16 protein-coding genes and 5 tRNA genes are annotated in these 16,033 nt (G+C 60.2%); 11 read left to right on the plus strand and 10 right to left on the minus strand.

Annotation, left to right across the window (positions count from 1 at the left end):
- The first annotated feature begins 30 nt into the window (after positions 1 to 30).
- Together O5O48_RS12395 and O5O48_RS12400 are read left to right on the plus strand one after the other, a co-directional pair.
- On the plus strand, positions 31 to 513 hold the full coding sequence (locus tag O5O48_RS12395; RefSeq protein WP_172409681.1) for a glutathione peroxidase: 483 nt from the start codon (positions 31 to 33) through the stop codon (positions 511 to 513).
- On the plus strand, positions 510 to 983 hold the full coding sequence (locus tag O5O48_RS12400) for a MarR family winged helix-turn-helix transcriptional regulator (protein ID WP_228247421.1): 474 nt from the start codon (positions 510 to 512) through the stop codon (positions 981 to 983). The genes O5O48_RS12395 and O5O48_RS12400 overlap by 4 nt, the downstream gene beginning before the upstream one ends.
- Here O5O48_RS12400 and O5O48_RS12405 read toward each other — a convergent pair.
- Positions 931 to 3,327, minus strand: coding sequence for an ATP-binding protein (locus O5O48_RS12405; RefSeq protein ID WP_269687163.1), 2,397 nt, complete (start codon positions 3,325 to 3,327; stop codon positions 931 to 933). The two genes, O5O48_RS12400 and O5O48_RS12405, sit on opposite strands and share 53 nt — an antisense overlap.
- Before the next feature lie 147 nt (positions 3,328 to 3,474).
- On the opposite strand from O5O48_RS12405, the gene O5O48_RS12410 reads away from it, so the two are divergent.
- Positions 3,475 to 4,353, plus strand: coding sequence for an ATP-binding protein (locus O5O48_RS12410; RefSeq protein ID WP_269688698.1), 879 nt, complete (start codon positions 3,475 to 3,477; stop codon positions 4,351 to 4,353).
- Positions 4,354 to 4,368: 15 nt separating this feature from the next.
- Here the strand turns inward: O5O48_RS12410 and O5O48_RS12415 are convergent, their stop codons facing one another.
- The 3 genes from O5O48_RS12415 to O5O48_RS12425 all read right to left on the minus strand — a co-directional run bounded on the left by O5O48_RS12415 (position 4,369) and on the right by O5O48_RS12425 (position 6,252).
- Positions 4,369 to 5,028 (minus strand): glutathione S-transferase family protein, encoded by a 660-nt coding sequence (locus O5O48_RS12415; protein WP_269687164.1) that lies wholly within the window; start codon positions 5,026 to 5,028, stop codon positions 4,369 to 4,371.
- Positions 5,029 to 5,163: 135 nt separating this feature from the next.
- Complete coding sequence (locus tag O5O48_RS12420) at positions 5,164 to 5,928, minus strand: hypothetical protein (RefSeq protein WP_269687165.1); 765 nt, start codon at positions 5,926 to 5,928, stop codon at positions 5,164 to 5,166.
- Positions 5,929 to 6,006: 78 nt separating this feature from the next.
- Entirely contained in the window at positions 6,007 to 6,252 is a 246-nt protein-coding gene (locus O5O48_RS12425) for a hypothetical protein (RefSeq protein WP_269687166.1), read from the minus strand.
- A 16-nt stretch (positions 6,253 to 6,268) separates the two neighbouring features.
- Here O5O48_RS12425 and O5O48_RS12430 point away from each other — a divergent pair.
- From O5O48_RS12430 to O5O48_RS12450, 5 genes are all read left to right on the plus strand, one after another.
- Positions 6,269 to 6,344: transfer RNA gene (locus O5O48_RS12430), tRNA-Glu, on the plus strand.
- Positions 6,345 to 6,361: 17 nt separating this feature from the next.
- A tRNA-Gly gene (locus tag O5O48_RS12435) sits at positions 6,362 to 6,437 on the plus strand.
- 186 nt (positions 6,438 to 6,623) lie between these two features.
- Positions 6,624 to 6,699: transfer RNA gene (locus O5O48_RS12440), tRNA-Glu, on the plus strand.
- A gap of 17 nt (positions 6,700 to 6,716) precedes the next feature.
- Positions 6,717 to 6,792, plus strand: a tRNA-Gly gene (locus tag O5O48_RS12445).
- 53 nt (positions 6,793 to 6,845) lie between these two features.
- A tRNA-Gly gene (locus tag O5O48_RS12450) sits at positions 6,846 to 6,940 on the plus strand.
- 277 nt (positions 6,941 to 7,217) lie between these two features.
- On the opposite strand, the gene O5O48_RS12455 is transcribed toward O5O48_RS12450, so the two are convergent.
- The 3 genes from O5O48_RS12455 to O5O48_RS12465 form a co-directional block, all read right to left on the minus strand.
- On the minus strand, positions 7,218 to 7,619 hold the full coding sequence (locus tag O5O48_RS12455) for a PA2817 family protein (RefSeq protein ID WP_233049817.1): 402 nt from the start codon (positions 7,617 to 7,619) through the stop codon (positions 7,218 to 7,220).
- A 104-nt stretch (positions 7,620 to 7,723) separates the two neighbouring features.
- On the minus strand, positions 7,724 to 10,192 hold the full coding sequence (locus tag O5O48_RS12460; protein WP_269688699.1) for an acyl-CoA dehydrogenase: 2,469 nt from the start codon (positions 10,190 to 10,192) through the stop codon (positions 7,724 to 7,726).
- 244 nt (positions 10,193 to 10,436) lie between these two features.
- Positions 10,437 to 11,747: a spinster family MFS transporter gene (locus tag O5O48_RS12465; protein WP_228246594.1), complete on the minus strand. Its 1,311-nt coding sequence runs from the start codon at positions 11,745 to 11,747 to the stop codon at positions 10,437 to 10,439.
- Positions 11,748 to 11,975: 228 nt separating this feature from the next.
- Between O5O48_RS12465 and O5O48_RS12470 the strand changes: the two genes are divergently transcribed.
- Genes O5O48_RS12470 through queF form a run of 3 tightly spaced genes read left to right on the plus strand, consistent with a single transcriptional unit; the run spans position 11,976 to position 14,574 of the window.
- On the plus strand, positions 11,976 to 12,908 hold the full coding sequence (locus O5O48_RS12470; RefSeq protein WP_088273949.1) for an ABC transporter ATP-binding protein: 933 nt from the start codon (positions 11,976 to 11,978) through the stop codon (positions 12,906 to 12,908).
- A 2-nt stretch (positions 12,909 to 12,910) separates the two neighbouring features.
- A complete protein-coding gene (locus O5O48_RS12475; RefSeq protein WP_088273950.1) occupies positions 12,911 to 13,687 on the plus strand; it encodes an ABC transporter permease in 777 nt (258 codons plus the stop codon).
- Between the two features lie 50 nt (positions 13,688 to 13,737).
- Positions 13,738 to 14,574, plus strand: coding sequence for an NADPH-dependent 7-cyano-7-deazaguanine reductase QueF (gene queF / locus O5O48_RS12480; protein ID WP_269687167.1), 837 nt, complete (start codon positions 13,738 to 13,740; stop codon positions 14,572 to 14,574).
- A 41-nt stretch (positions 14,575 to 14,615) separates the two neighbouring features.
- On the opposite strand, the gene O5O48_RS12485 is transcribed toward queF, so the two are convergent.
- The 3 genes from O5O48_RS12485 to O5O48_RS12495 all read right to left on the minus strand — a co-directional run bounded on the left by O5O48_RS12485 (position 14,616) and on the right by O5O48_RS12495 (position 16,021).
- On the minus strand, positions 14,616 to 14,894 hold the full coding sequence (locus tag O5O48_RS12485; RefSeq protein WP_088273952.1) for a DUF4404 family protein: 279 nt from the start codon (positions 14,892 to 14,894) through the stop codon (positions 14,616 to 14,618).
- Positions 14,895 to 14,968: 74 nt separating this feature from the next.
- A complete protein-coding gene (locus O5O48_RS12490) occupies positions 14,969 to 15,523 on the minus strand; it encodes a hypothetical protein (protein ID WP_269687168.1) in 555 nt (184 codons plus the stop codon).
- Positions 15,524 to 15,586: 63 nt separating this feature from the next.
- Positions 15,587 to 16,021 (minus strand): acyl-CoA thioesterase, encoded by a 435-nt coding sequence (locus O5O48_RS12495; RefSeq protein WP_088273954.1) that lies wholly within the window; start codon positions 16,019 to 16,021, stop codon positions 15,587 to 15,589.
- Positions 16,022 to 16,033: the final 12 nt, after the last annotated feature.

The raw sequence follows: 16,033 nt of genomic DNA on the forward strand, positions 1-16,033 counted from the left end.
ATTTCAGTCCTGTTTTTCAAGGAAGCCATCATGAGCAAGTTGCTGGACATACCCTGCACCACAATCGACAACCGCGACTCTTCCCTGGCAGAGCTGGGCGGCAAGGCCTACCTGGTAGTCAATACCGCCAGCAAGTGCGGTTTTACCCCCCAGTACAAGGGCCTTGAAGCGTTGTGGCAGGACTATCGGGATCGCGGTTTGCGGGTCGCCGGCTTCCCGTGCAATCAGTTTGGCGCCCAGGAGCCCGGCAGCAGCGATGAAATCAGCCAGTTCTGCGAGCTCAATTACGGTGTCAGCTTCCCGCTGTTTAAAAAGGTCGAGGTCAATGGCAGTAACGCCCATCCGCTGTTTGTCGAACTGAAAAGGCAGGCTCCGGGCCTGCTGGGCAGCAAGGGCATAAAATGGAACTTCACCAAGTTTCTGGTTGATGGCCAGGGCACGGTGGTCAAGCGCTATGCGCCGACCACTGCGCCCGATGAGCTGCGTGCGGATATCGAGGCGTTGTTGTCGTGAGTGCAGCGCGTAACCCTGATGAGCTGGACGATCTGCTGGCACTGGATAACCAGCTCTGCTTTGCTCTGTATGCCGCTTCGCGGGCCCTGATGCGGACCTATCGTCCCTTGCTGGAGCCGCTGGGGCTGACCTATCCGCAGTATCTGGTCATGCTGGTGCTGTGGGAGTGGCAACGGCAGCCGCCCGCGCATCCCGGTGTCAAGGCGCTGGGGGAGCGGTTGCAGCTTGACTCCGGGACCCTGACGCCGCTGCTCAAGCGCCTGGAGGCGCAGGGTCTGGTTCGACGCGAGCGAGTCAGGGGAGGCGATGAGCGTCAGCTTCAGGTCAGCCTCACTGAGGCTGGCGAGCGTCTGCGCGAGCAGGCCGGTGAAGTACCTCGGGCGCTGATGTGCAGCACGGGCATGAGCGCCGAGCAGGTCATGACCCTGCGCCGGGGCCTGGATCAGTTGCTTGGCGAGCTGCAGGAGTAACCTGGTCTGTCGGTGTCAGCCAGCGCTGCAGTACCGCCTGCAGATCTTCGCGCTTGAAGGGTTTTGCCAGGTAGTCGTCCATGCCTGCATCCTTGCAGCGCTGGCGGTCCTCATGCAGCGCATTGGCGGTGAGCGCAACGATGGGCAGGTGCTGCCAGCGCGGGTCGGCGCGCATGCGTCGGCTGGTTTCGTAGCCGTCCATTACCGGCATGTTGCAGTCCATCAATACCAGTGCGTAATCCTGTTCTGCCAGTTTGCCGAGTGCGATTTCGCCGTGCTCGGCCAAGTCCACCTCGAACCCCAGGCGGCTGAGCATGCCCTTGGCCACCATCTGATTGACAGCGTTGTCCTCAACCAGCAGCAGTCTCTGGCCGTTGCCCATCTGCTGCTCGGTGCTGCTTTTTTCGCTGCGAGGCTGAGCCTCGAACAGGCCATCGATGGCAAGCGCCAGACGATGTCTCGCCGGCGGCGTGGCGACCTGCTGGCGAACGTGGCAGGCCTCGGCCCGCGTCTGATCCAGTTGCTGGCTGTAGCTGCAGATGAGCAGGCGAGGAATATCCGGCCTGATGTCCCGTAGCCGCTCGGCCAGCTGTGGACTGTCGATCAGCCAGCAGCTGGCGGCCGGCAGGTCCCCTGCGAAGTTGTCGCTTGGCTCGTAGTCGATACGCTTGCAGCGCATCTGCCAGCTTTCCAGCAGGCGCTGCAGTGTGGCGCCCTGAAGGTGGCCGCGCTGATTCCAGATCAGTACGCTGCAAGGCTGTGGCCGTTTGTAGCGCGGTGCCTGCTCATGGCGCAGCAGTGGCAGTCGTACGCTGAAGGTGCTGCCGCGCCCCGGTGTCGACTCGACACTGAGTTCGCCGTGCATCGCGTCTGTCAGGCTCTTGCACAGGGTCAGGCCGAGGCCTGTGCCACCGAACCGCCTGGAAATCTGAGCGTCGGCCTGGGTGAAGGGCGAGAATATCTCGTTGATTGCCTGCGCTGGAATACCGATGCCGGTGTCGCTGACGCTGATGCAGACATGCCGTTGCTCGCCGTCGCTGCGCTCCAGCGTCAGACGCAGAGCGACATGGCCCTGCTCGGTGAACTTCAGGGCATTGGAGAGCAGGTTGCTGATGATCTGACGGATGCGTGTCGGGTCGCCAAGCAGCAGTCCGGGCAGGTTGGGGTCGATTTCGCAGATCAGTTCGAGGTCCTGCTTGCCGGCGTTCTGGGAAAGCAGGCTGGCCGTTTCCTCAAGCAGAGCGCCGAGGTCGAAGGGAATCTGTTCCAGCTGCAGCTTGCCGGCCTCGAACTTGGACAGGTCGAGGATGTCATTGAGCAACGCAACCAGCACCTTGCCCGAGTCGTAGGCGATAGACAGCTGCTGGCGCTGCTCCTCGTTGAGCGGGCTATCCAGGGTCAGGCCGATCATTCCCAACAGGCCGTTGATCGGTGTGCGGATTTCATGGCTCATGTTGGCAAGGAAGGCCGAGCGCGCGCGTGCCATATCCAGTGCTGCCTCGCGGGAGGCCTCCAGCTCCCGGTTGGATTCGCGCAACTGCGCATTGGTGTGCTGGAGTTCGGTGGTGCGTGATTCCACGATGCTTTCCAGCTCCTCAAGATACTTGCGCAGCCGCTCCTCGGCGCGCAGCTTCTGGCGCAGGTTGACATCGATGCTCTGCAACTGACGGTTAATCACCTCGACCAGCGCGCCAATCTCGTCACGCTCGTGACCATCAGGACAGGGCAGGCGGCTACGCTCGCCCTCGGTTTTCATGTTCAGCAGGTCATTGATCAGATGCACAAGCGGCTTGGTCAGCATGGCATAGAACAGCACCATGAGGATCAGCGACAGCACCAGGCTGAGTACGAAGCCGGAAAGCATCGTGAGTCCTGCGCGGCGCAGGAAGCTCGCCCCCTGGTAGAACGTGTCGACTTCGATGACCAGATGGCCCAGCAGCTCACTGGGGGCATGGTCGACGTACAGGGGCTGGGAGTAATCACGGCGGCGACCGAACAGGGCGTCGCTGACGGCTCGATAGCCGCTGTTTGCCATTGGACGGCTGACGCTGGCCAGGGCAATGCCGTTGTTGTCGATAATCTCTGCACGAACGACTTCAGGCGCCTCCAGCAGACCGTTGACCAGCTCCAGCGCCAGCTCGGCATCAATGTTGTAGGCAATGCGTGCGGCGGGGCTGAGACTGACGTTGATCTGGGCTTGGACTTCCTGGTCGATCAGTGCGTCCTCAGAGCGATAGTCGACAACCACCTGTATCAGACTAAGCAGAGTTCCGAGAATAAAGGCGGCGAGGACGCTGAGGCGCGCCTGCTTGAACGACAGTCGGTTGGTGAAGCGGATATCCATAAATGGGCGTCGATTCCAGTGGCGTCCTTTGCTGAGCTTAGCGCAATTGTCGGGTGGGTGATGGCCCTTTATAGCGGTAGTGGTGACAGTGACGCTGGCGTGGCATTCTTGCACGTTTGACGGCCAAAGGAGAAACCCATGTCGGGCATGAGTAGCGAGCAGTTCATGCAGCGTGTCGCGGACTTCATCGATCGCTTCGAGCGCACCTTGCCGGCAACGCCCTCTGCGGTTGACTGGAGCAGTACCTTCGCCGCGCGCTGGAGCATGGAAGGGCAGCTGTGCCAACTGCGTCCGCTGCAGGTCAGTCTCAGTTTGCGGCTGGACGATCTGGTGGGTGTTGATCGCCAAAAGCAGTTGCTGGAGAGCAATACCGGCCAGTTTGTTCGCGGCCTGCCGGCCAATAATGCGCTGCTCTGGGGGGCGCGCGGCACGGGCAAGTCTTCACTGGTCCGGGCGCTGCTCAGTGAGTACGCGCAAGCCGGGATGCGTCTGATTGAAGTAGACAAGGCCGATTTGGTGCATTTGTCTGCGCTCCTGCCGCTACTTGCCGGTCAGCCCTGGCGCTTCGTGCTGTTCTGTGACGATCTTGCTTTTGAGGCGGATGACAGTGGCTACAAGGCGCTGAAGACGGTCCTGGACGGTACCGTCGAAGCCAGCCCGGAAAATATCCTGCTCTATGCCACCAGCAACCGGCGCCATCTGCTGCCCGAGCACAACAGTGACAATCTGTCCGCCAGACAGGTTGATGGAGAGATTCATCCGGGCGAAGCGATCGAGGAAAAGATCGCGCTGTCGGACCGTTTCGGTCTTTGGGTTTCCTTTTACCCCTTCAGTCAGGAACATTACCTGGCGGTGGTGCAAAAATGGCTGGGTCAGTTGGCTGGCGAGTACGGATTGCAGTGGCAATGGGACGAGCAGCTGCAGCTTGAGGCCCTGCGCTGGGCGACGGGGCGGGGCAATCGCAATGGCCGCTGCGCCTATCAGTTTGCCCGTTCCTGGGTGGGGCGTCAGTTGCTCGGCAACTGACGCGGGGAATCAGCGTTACATGCGACCGCTGAGCTTGGCGACCAGTTGATGCTCGGCCGGAAGCAGGGCCGAGACGCTCTCGCGTGCGGTGACGCGGCTCAGCAGTGAGGCCAGTCCGGGCCAGCGTGCTTCGTCTATCAGCTCGCCAGCGTGGGCCATGTTGATCAACTGACAGACGACAGCGATATCGGCCATGCTAAACTGGTCGCCGAGAAAGAAACGCCGTTCTCCGAGTTCACGCTCCAGGTAGTCGAACAGCGGCGGCAGGTGCTCGTTCAGCGATGCCTGCACCCTGGCTTCATCGGCGGGCTCTCCGACGCTGCAAGCGACGATGCGGGGAAAGAACACACCAAAGGTACAGTGCGCTGCCAGCTCATAGTCGGCATATTTCTCCAGCCAGCGAACGCGGGCGGCTTCTTCCGGCGTGCTGCCGTAGAGCGAAGGGCCGCCGCGGCTGTCCTGCAGATACTGGGCTATGACCGCAGAGTCCGCCAGCTTGACGTCGCCATCAACAATCGCTGGTATGCGCCCGAGTGGACTGATGTCGTAGTACCAGTCCGGCTGGCCGCGGGGCGGAATGAACGTGTGCTCGTAGGGGATCTGATGTTCCGCCAGCAGGATGCGCACCTTGCGCACAAAGGGGGACAAGATGGCGCCATAGAGAGTCAAGGCCATGTCAGGGCTCCGGTATTGTTGGGTCAGTACTTCGGCGCGCTTTGGCGCCGAGCGAGTGTGGTTCACAGGGGAGAATCCCAGGATATTGGCCGCTTTCGCTGAACGTGCAGGCAGCGCGGGCGTCTGCCCGCTGCGTCAGTCGTCGTAGACGGCTTTCTTTTGCCAGCCGGCGTCTTCCGATTCCAGCTCGGCGAGGCCGGCGGTCAGTTCACTGGGTTGACCTTCATCGGCCCGGTTCTGTTCTACCACCGCTGCTTCTGCACGTTGCAGCAGGCGCTTGTACTGCTCCAGATGTTTCGCCAGCCCCGGGTTATTCAGCCGAGTAATAAAGGCGATGGCGCGCTCGTATTGCAACTTGGCCACTCGCGGTTTGCCTTGCTGCATGCCCAGCTTGGCGGTTGCATTGAAGGTATCCAGTGTGGCACTGATCAGGAACCGGCGCACCTGACCGCCCGCCTGCTTGAAGGTGGCGTTGTCGATTAGCCGGTCCTGTTCTGCCAGCTGCAACTGCTTGAACAGGTTTTCCAGCTGCAGCCGTGCTTCCTTGCCCTTGGCTTCACTGTCCAGCTCGGCAACGGGGTTGCTCGGCAGCTTACCTTCAGCAATGGTTGCCCGGGTTTGTTCCAGACGCTGGGCAGCATCGGCAGATTTGCCGATACGACAAAGCCGCTCCAGCAGGGCCGTCTCAATCTCCAGAATTACCTTTGCGAGTTCTGGCGGCATGAACTGGCCGGGGACGCTGGCCATGGCCTGCCGGCTGAGTTTGATGCGCGCATTCAGTTCCGCGACCTGGCGAGCGCGCTCCAGCCTGTTACGCTCGAGGCTGTGGCTTATGAATCCCACGCAGACGAGAATGACCAACCCTCCCGCCAGCAGACCGCCAATGAGTAATGGGGACACGCTCTTGTCTCTCTTTTTAAGTCGGAGCTTTAACGATAACCGGTGTCGATACTGACCTGGTTTCACTGCAGATCAATGTCACTTTCGCATCATGGCCGACAGAAATCGGTCGGACAAGCTTTTTTCCCGGTTTGGGCGTGCGGGTGTGAGCTGCGCAGGCTGCCGTGCATGGTCGATGCGAGTTGTTGCTAGCCTGCTGTGCGCAGCAAAAAAACCTGAAAAAATATCAGCTTGAGGGGTTGACGGTGTTTCGGGCGGTGCATAAAATGCGCGCCACTTGCAGCGAACATCACGCAGCAGGTAGCCAGAGGTAATACTCGGCATAGAGAAGTCCGGATACGTCCCCTTCGTCTAGTGGCCTAGGACACCGCCCTTTCACGGCGGTAACAGGGGTTCGAGTCCCCTAGGGGACGCCACTTTCGGCGTCAGATTTGCGGGAATAGCTCAGTTGGTAGAGCACGACCTTGCCAAGGTCGGGGTCGCGAGTTCGAGTCTCGTTTCCCGCTCCAGATTCAACAAATAAACCGTCCTTGAGGCGGTTTTTTTGTGCCCGTACGCGATTCGGGTTTTGTTGAAGATGCTTAATATTAGTTGTTGACGAGGTCGCGGGTGACGCATAAAATGCGCGCCACTTGCAGCGAACAACACGTTGCAGGTAGCCAGAGGTAATACTCGGCATAGAGAAGTCCGGATACGTCCCCTTCGTCTAGTGGCCTAGGACACCGCCCTTTCACGGCGGTAACAGGGGTTCGAGTCCCCTAGGGGACGCCATTTTCGGCGTCAGATTTGCGGGAATAGCTCAGTTGGTAGAGCACGACCTTGCCAAGGTCGGGGTCGCGAGTTCGAGTCTCGTTTCCCGCTCCAGATTCAGCAAAAAAACCGTCCTTGAGACGGTTTTTTTTGTGCCCGAAATTCGGGCGCAAAAGGAATGGCTCAGTTGGTAGAGCGCGACCTTGCCGAGGTCGGGGCTGGGCGGGTAGCCTCGCGAGTTCGAGTCTCGTTTCCCGCTCCAGATTCAGCAAAAAAACCGTCCTTGAGACGGTTATTTTGTGCCCGAAATTCGGGCGCAAAAGGAATGGCTCAGTTGGTAGAACGCGACCTTGCCGAGGTCGGGCTGGGCGGGTAGCTGCTGGGCGGGTAGCCTCGCGAGTTCGAGTCTCGTTTCCCGCTCCAGATTCAACAAATAAACCGTCCTTGAGGCGGTTTTTTTGTGCCCGAAATTCGGGCGCGCAGTAAGGGCAGGGCGGCAGGGCCGACCTTGCCTCAACGGGGCAAGGCCGGTAATCGCCTCAGCGCGCCTGCAGCAACTGGCGGGCCTGCTCCCAGTCGAAGGGTTCGCCGCGGGCTTCCGCTTCGGCGCGGTGTTCATCCAGCAACTGATATTGGGCGATTTCTTCGTCAGGCATGAAGTGCAGGCAGTCGCCGCCAAAGTACCAGAGCAGGTCGCGGGGAATCAGGTGGGCGATCTGTGGGTAGCGGGCGATAATCTGGCAGAGGATATCCTGGCCCAGATACATATCATCGTGATTGCCCTGTTGGAGCTGGTTCAGCAGCTCATTGAAACGCTCCATAAACAGTTCGTTGCTTTCTTCGGGTAGCTGTTCAAGCAGTGCCGACTGGGCGCGGATGGTGTCGTACAGGCTCTGCAACAGAGCCAGGTGATAGTCGTGATAGCCGAGTGTGTTGTTCATGGAGGACTCCTGATAGCGCAATGGCGGGGAGTCTATCAGGTTGCGAGCCACACCGCGCGGCGCGCGCAGAGGGTGGCCGGCGCTGTGGCCGGCCACCTGTCGCGCTAGGTGCTTTCGGTTTTGCCAGCCTTGCGGCGAGCGGGTTTATGCGGAGTCATTTCTTCCTTCGAAAAATCATCGACGGTAATCACCGCCAGGCGCGCAGCACGAGCCTCGCGCACCAGTTCGGCTTCCTCCGGGCTGATCACGCCGCTTTCGGCTGCAACTGCCAGCGTATCGGCATCGCTGTCATGGTCAAGCTCGCCCGAGCGCAGGGCCTTGTGCAGGCGTGCTTCGATAGGATCGGCGAGGATGACCTTGCTCAGCGCGCTGTTGAGCAGGCCGGTTACGTCGTTTGGATCCGCGCTCTGATAGCAGCCGGCAATCAGCCGATCACGTGAGGCGCCCGGGCGCATCAGGCGGCGGGCTATTTCGGCGCCGATCCGGTCACTCGGCGGATCAAGCCTGCGACCGAGCGGGAAGATAATGGTGCGAAGCAGGCAGCCCATCGATCGGTTCGGGAAGTTGCGCAGCACCTCGTGCAGGCTGGTTTCGATCCGATGCAGGAGGTCTTCCAGTCCCCACTGTACGAAGGGCAGATCCTCCTCCTGGCGCCCCTGGTCGTCGAAGTGCTTGAGGGTCGCGCTGGCAAGATAAAGATTGCTCATGATATCGCCCAGGCGTGCGGAGAGTCGCTCACGGCGTTTCAGCTCACCGCCCAGCATCAGCATGGTGCAGTCTGTCAGCGTGGCAAAAGCAGCCGCCAGACGTGAAAGCTGCTGGTAGTAACGGCGGGTTTGCGGGTAGTCCGGCACGCCGGCCAGACGTCCACCGGTCACGCCCAGCAGCAGGCTGGCGGACGCATTGCTGAGCGAGAAGCCAATGTGCTCGAACAGCAGTCGATCAAAGTGGGTCAGGGCCTCGTTGTGATCGTCCAGTGCGGCGGCCTGCATTTCCCGCAGGACATAAGGATGGCAGCGAATGGCGCCCTGGCCGAAGATCATCATGTTGCGGGTCAGAATGTTGGCGCCCTCGACGGTGATCGAGATCGGCACGGACTGATAGGCGCGGCCGAGGTAATTTCGCGGGCCCATGCAGATGCCCTTGCCGCCGTGCACGTCCATGGCATCGTTGATGCACTGGCGCATGCGCTCGGTAAGGTGGTACTTGACCACTGCGGACAGCACCGAGGGCTTTTCGCCCAGATCGACGGCGCCGGCGGTCATGGTGCGCGCGGCATCCATAACATAGGTGTTGCCGCCGATTCGGGCCAGCGCTTCCTGAATGCCTTCAAACTCCCCGATGGGCAGATTGAACTGCTGGCGGATGCGGGCATAGGCGCCGGTGGTCATGCTGGCCATCTTGGCAGCGCCAATGCTGCCGGCCGGCAGCGAGATAGAGCGCCCGACCGACAGACAGTTCATCAACATCATCCAGCCCTGACCGATGCGTTCCTGCCCACCGATCAGGTAATCCATGGGGATGAATACGTCTGTGCCCGAGTTGGGACCGTTCATAAAGGCAGCATTGAGCGGGAAGTGGCGTCGCCCGATGTTGACACCCTCGGTGTTGGTGGGAATCAGCGCAAGGGTGATGCCAAGCGACTCTTCGTCGCCGAGCAGGTGATCCGGGTCATAGGCCTTGAAGGCCAGGCCCAGCACCGTTGCCACGGGGCCTAGGGTGATATAGCGCTTCTCCCAGGTAACGCGCAGGCCGATGACTTCCTCGCCGTTCCACTGGCCCTTGCAGATAATGCCCTTGTCGGGCATGGCTCCGGCATCGGACCCGGCTTCAGGCGCAGTCAGGGCAAAGCAGGGGACCTCTTCGCCACGGGCCAGACGGGGCAGGTAGTGCTCTTTCTGTTCCTCGGTGCCGTAGTGCATCAGCAGCTCGGCAGGGCCGAGCGAGTTGGGCACCATGACTGTCGAGCCCAGATCGCCGCTGCGGCTGGCCAGTTTCATCGCGATCTGGGAGTGGGCGAAGGCCGAGAAGCCCTTGCCGCCGTACTCCTTGGGGATGATCAGGCCAAAGAAGCCGTTGTCCTTGATGAATTGCCAGACGTTCGGTGGCAGGTCCTGTAATTCGGTAGTGACTTGCCACTCGTTGGTCATTTGGCACAGCTGTTCAACCGGGCCATCAAGAAATGCCTGCTCCTCTTCGGTCAGGCGCGGGGTCGGGAAGTTGTGCAGCTTGCCCCAGTCAGGGCGACCGCTGAACAGCTCGCCGTCCCACCAGACGGTGCCGGCATCCAGGGCTTGCTGTTCGGTGTCCGATAACGGCGGCAGTACCTTGCGGAACCAGCCGAGCAAGGGCGCGCTGATACTCTGGCGACGCCAGTCCGGCAGGTTGAGCGGTACGGCAATGCCAAGGAATACAGCCCACAACAGCAGATCAAGCAGCCAGTGGGTGGAGCCGAGTAGCGTCATTACGGCGAGATAGGCTGCTACGCCGATGGTGGCATTGAGCAGGCTCGTTCGGATGTAGGCCAGGCCGGCGATACACAGTAGCAGGCCGATCAGCCAAAGCAGGGTCATCATAATACGCACTCCTTTTCGGTACATCTCTGCAGACCAGAGGATGTGCTGAAAAATTCCGTTCGACCTTCGATCCCCGGCGGACGCAGGTGATGACGCGCTCGGTGCCGGGCGATGTGTGGTGATACTGCGGAGAAATATCGTTATTCAGCACCCTTTCAGCATAGCCGGTTTGGGTGGGAGGGGCGGGAGTGGAGCAGTGACAGGGTATTACGGGCGCCATAAGGCGCCCGTAACGGAGGCGTCAGCCGTCGACGGTGTCGAGGTCCTGACGGATAGTGCGGCCGGCGAGATAGTAGTGCGCGCAGGCCCAGATGTTGACGAATGCCGCGCCGATCAGGGCATAGCGCAGGCTGTCGGAGCCGAACGGGCCGCTGACCAGGTCACTGACAATACCGATCAGTTGCGGGCCCAGGCCCAGGCCGACCAGATTCAGTACCAGCAGCATGATGGCCGAGGCCAGGGCGCGACTGCGCAGCGGGGTCAGGCTCTGGATCATGGCGAAGCTGGGGCCGAGATAGAAGGCACCAAGGAACACCGCCGGGCAATACACAACCAGCGCCCAGAAGGTGCTGTCTACCATATAAAAGGCAATGATGAAGGGAATCGCCAGCAGTTTGGCCAGGCCGACAATCCATGCGTTCCAGCTGGCGTCGCGTGCTGCCAGTTTGTCTGCCAGCATGCCGCCAATCCAGGCGCCCAGGCCGCCAACAACGCCCATCAGCGGACCAAGGAACAGACCTACCTGGCCGGGAGTCAGGCCGTGGCTGCGAATCAGGAACGCCGGGTTCCAGACGATGGTGCCGTAACCGACCAGTGCCGTCAGGGTAACCCCCAGAACCACGTGGCGCGTGGTGCGCACGCGCCACAATACGGCAAAACCGGCCTTGATATTGACCTTGCCCATCGGCGGCGGCTTGACGCCATCCGCGAAGCCGCGCGGCGGCTCGATCATGGTGAAACGCACCAGCAGGGCGATCAGGATGCCGGGCAGACCAACCACGAAGAAGGCAGCACGCCAGCCCCACCATTCAGCGACAAAACCACCGACGATAAAGCCAATCATAATCCCGAGGTAGACGCCCAGGGCATAGATCGACATGGCGCTGGAGCGTTGCTCCTTCGGATAGAGGTCGGCAATCATCGAGTGCGACGGCGGACTCGAGCCGGCTTCACCGATGCCGACGCCAATGCGGGCGATGGCCAGTTGCCAGAAGTTCTGCGCAAGACCGCACACCGCAGTCATGGCACTCCAGATGGCAATGGACCAGGCAATAATGTTGCGGCGGTTGGAGCGGTCGGCAAAGATCGCGATCGGAATACCCAGGGTTGCGTAGAACAGGGCAAAGGCGATGCCGGACAGGAAGCCCAGCTGGGTGTCCGACAGCAACAGGTCGGCCTTCAAGGGTTCGATCAGGATACCGACGATGTTGCGGTCGACGTGGCTGGACGTGTAGGCCAGGACCAGAATCAACAACGCGTAGCGTCGATAGGCGGGGGTAATGCGATGACTGACGTCTTGCGTGTCAGCCGCGGTGTCTGGCGTTTGGGCCATGTGTTGTCTCCGGCGTTTGTTGTTCTGCGGCGAGAATACGTTGTCCCGCAGATCGTAACAATCAACCGCATGGCTGCATTTGTAGCAAAATTGTAAGCCGCTTATTCCGCACAGCGGTATCTGTATTCGCAATTTGGGTGCGAATTCCTCGAGGTGCCAGCAGTTGGACTTGATTCCTGCGTATCTGCCCCCATAGTTAGCCCTCCACTTCCAAGCGTGAGGCAAGGCATGACTGCAGCTATACGTATCCGGGGGCTTGAGAAGACCTATGCCACCGGAATGCGCGCTCTCAAGGGCATCGATCTGGAGGTGCGCGAGGGCGACTTTTTTGCTCTGCTGGGGCCCAACGGGGCAGGCAAGTCGACGACGATCGGCATTCTGTCTTCTCTGGTCAACAAGTCGGCAGGCGAAGTCAGCATCTTCGGGCATGACATTGATCGCGAGCTGCTTGCAGCCAAGCGCTGCATCGGGGTGGTGCCGCAGGAGTTCAACTTCAGTCAGTTCGAGAAGGTAATCGACATTCTGGTCAGCCAGGCCGGCTATTACGGCATCCCGCTGGCCCGCGCACGTGAGCGCGCCGAGCATTATCTCAAGCGACTTGGGTTGTGGGAAAAACGCGACGTACCCTCTCGCATGCTGTCCGGTGGCATGAAGCGTCGGCTGATGATTGCCCGCGCGCTGATCCACGAGCCCAAACTGTTGATTCTGGATGAGCCCACCGCCGGCGTGGATATCGAAATTCGCCGCTCGATGTGGCAGTTCCTTCAGGAGATCAATGCCCAAGGCATCACCATTGTGCTGACCACGCACTATCTGGAAGAGGCTGAGCAGCTGTGCCGCCACATCGCGATTATCGATGAGGGCCGGATCATTCATAACACCAGCATGCGTGCGCTGCTGAAAGAGCTGCATGTCGAAACCTTCCTGCTCGATACGCGCCAGACCCTGACCGACGCGCCGGCACTGGCAGGTTACGCGGCGCGACTCGTTGACGAGCACACGCTTGAGGTGCAGGTGGACAAGGCGCAAGGTCTGAATGCGTTGTTTGCAGCGCTCACAGAGTCCGGAATCGAGGTGGTGAGCATGCGCAACAAAAGTAACCGGCTGGAGGAGTTGTTTCTTACGCTGGTGGATGAAAACGCCGAGAAGAAGGGGGCCTGAGCATGCAGTACTGGCAACAGGGCTGGGTGGCATTCACGACCATCCTGACCAAGGAGATTCGCCGCTTTACCCGGATATGGGCGCAGACATTGCTCCCGCCGGCGATCACCATGACGCTGTATTTCGTCATCTTTGGTCACCTGATCGGCAGTCGCATTGGCGAGATGGGCGGGTTCCGTTATATCGATTACATCGTACCGGGCCTGATCATGATGTCGGTGATTACCAACAGCTATTCCAACGTGGTCTCGAGTTTCTTCAGTACCAAGTTTCAGCGCTCCATTGAGGAGCTGATGGTGGCTCCGGTGTCGCCGCATGTGATCCTGCTTGGCTACACCTTTGGCGGTGTTGCCCGCGGGCTGGCCGTCGGGCTGATCGTAACGCTGACGTCACTGTTCTTCACCAAGCTGCGTGTTGAGCACGTTTGGCTGACCATTGTGGTGGTCTTCTTTACCTCGCTGGTGTTTTCGCTCGGCGGCTTTATCAACGCGGTATTCGCCCGGACCTTCGACGATATCTCGATCGTGCCGACCTTCGTGCTGACGCCGCTGACCTATCTGGGTGGGGTATTCTACTCGATCAACCTGTTGCCGCCGTTCTGGCATGCGGTGTCGCAGGTCAACCCGATTCTGCATATGGTCAACGCGTTCCGATACGGCATTCTCGGGGTGTCCGATATTCCAATCGCGACTGCCCTGATCATCATGGCTATCTTTACCGTGGCGCTCTACAGCGTGAGCTACTGGTTGCTGGTCAGAGGCACGGGTATGCGGCAATAATGGGCGCGGGCCGTCAGCCGGCGGCCCGTTGTCGATCCCCGGGGTATTCCATGTCTGATCATCCTGCGACCGAGTCGCCGCTGGGCAAGTCCAGTACCTACATCAGCGTTTACACGCCGTCGCTGCTGTATCCAATCTCACGACTGCCGAAATGGCAGGAGTTGGGGCTGGATCCGCAGCAACTGCCGTTTCACGGCGCTGATATCTGGAACTGCTTCGAATTGTCCTGGCTGACACCCTCTGGCAAGCCCGTGGTGGCTGCGGCCGAGTTCGTGTTCCCGATCAAGGCGGCGCGGATTGTCGAGTCCAAGTCCTTCAAGCTGTACCTGAACTCACTCAATCAGACGGTTTTTCGTGATCGCCACGACCTGTTGAAGACGCTGGAAACCGACCTGTCGGTTGCGGCGCAGGGGCCGGTCATGGTCCGCTTGCTGAGCATGCAGCAGCTGCATCAGGCGGGTTTGCTGGTATTGCCCGGTACCTGTGTCGATGATCTGGAGGTTGAGGTATCCGAGTACAGTTACGATCCGTCGCTGCTGACCCTTGCACCCAACGCAGGGCCGGTGACCGAGGTCCTTCACAGTCATTTGCTGAAATCCAACTGCCCGGTGACAGGTCAGCCGGATTGGGGTTCTGTGCAGATCAGCTACAGCGGGCCTCAACTCGATCACGCGTCTCTGCTGCGCTACCTGGTTTCGTTCAGGCAGCACTCGGATTTCCACGAGCAATGCGTGGAACGTATCTTCCTGGATATTCTCAAGCTGTTGGGTGAAGGGGCGACGCTGACGGTTTATGCGCGCTATGTTCGTCGGGGTGGATTGGACATCAATCCCTGGCGCTCAACGCAACCCGGCATGCCGGAAAACCTGCGATTGGCGCGACAGTAGGAAAAGTACCGGTGCTCCGCCGCAGCGGAGCACCGGGATTGTCAGATGCCCATGTCGGCCAGGCTCTGCATCACGCTGCGCAGGGTACTTGCAAGGGTGGGGTGACGGGCCTCGAATTGTTCGGCCATCAGGTTGACGCCGTCCACCAGGCTTGGGTCTTCATCAACTTGCAGATCCGTGGTTTCATTCAGCAGTCGTGCCTCAAGGCTGGTTGCCAGCGCCTGCAGGGCTTCGTGCTCTTCGCTGCTAAGCGGCGAGTTGCTTTCATTCAGTGTTTGCTGCAAAGACTCCAGCTGAGACTTCAAACGATCTGAGGGCATACGGTTCTCCTGTCCATCCGGTTTGGTTCCACTATACCCCCAGATCAATACGACGTCCGCCGCTTTTGCGCCAATCAGCCCGTTGTCTGACGCAGCGCAATATCCCGCAGACAGCTGTCAAGTTCGCTAATGTCATCAATGACATAGTGAGCGCCAGCGTTCATCATCGTCATGGTTGCCTGCAGCCGTATGCGATCCTGTTCGTCATGTGTCAGTGTTGCCCAGCGCTCGTTGCCATGTCGGTCCAGAGCGCCGCTGAGTGCGGTGCCAACCGTCCAAAGGCCGGCGTTGAGCCCCGCGCTGATGCCGTCGGCGCAGCCGCTCACAAGAACGCAGCGTTTCAGGGCGCTGGCCTTGAGGCGCACGGCAACGGCGGCGGGAAGGTCGGGCGCAGGGAAGGGGCGCAGCTGGTCGTCGCTGCGAACGGTGGCGTCGGTTAGCGCGTCCAGCGAGGCGAACGGATGGTCAGGAGCTTGAATAATCAGGCCGGTGCGGATGTCGTCATGGCGCAGCCGCTCCAGGGCAGGAATTGCCTGCGGCAGCAATGTGGCGGCGCTGGCGTTCGATCGGGCTGTTGTCAAGGTGCCTGAAAGATCGAAGAGAACAGCCTCGATCTGCTGTGCGGTCATGTGCGGTGCTCCTGGTCGCAAACGCGTGTTGACCGCACATGATGGTTGCAAAATGTGTCAGCTTTATGACCCGGCTTCGTCCAGCGGCTCGGCTCCCATGGCAAGCCGAACGCTGTTGGGTACCGGAATCGGGCGCTGATTGTCGACAGTAATCCAGACCATCTTGACGTCGCCGTACCCGATCACATCGGGCTGGCCCTTGATGTAAAGCTTGTGCTCGAGCGTCAGACTGGTGCGACCAACCACGCCGGCGTACAGCTCAACAATGATGGTGCCCGGGTGGAAGGCCGGCTTCAGAAAATGGTGGGTGCAGGTCAGCAGCACCAGGCCCTGGCCTACCTCACGTCGGGGCGCTCCCAGGCCGTCCAGCCACTCGATGCGGGCGTCTTCCAGATACTGGTAATACCGGGTGTTGTTGACGTGCTGGTTGCTGTCCATATCGCCATAGCGAATGGGGATTTCGGTGGTATAGAGCAGGGTCTTGTTCGGATCGGTCATGGTAAATATCAC

Source organism: Halopseudomonas sp. MFKK-1 (assembly GCF_027474385.1).
In the GTDB taxonomy this organism is placed as follows: Bacteria; Pseudomonadota; Gammaproteobacteria; order Pseudomonadales; family Pseudomonadaceae; genus Halopseudomonas; species Halopseudomonas aestusnigri.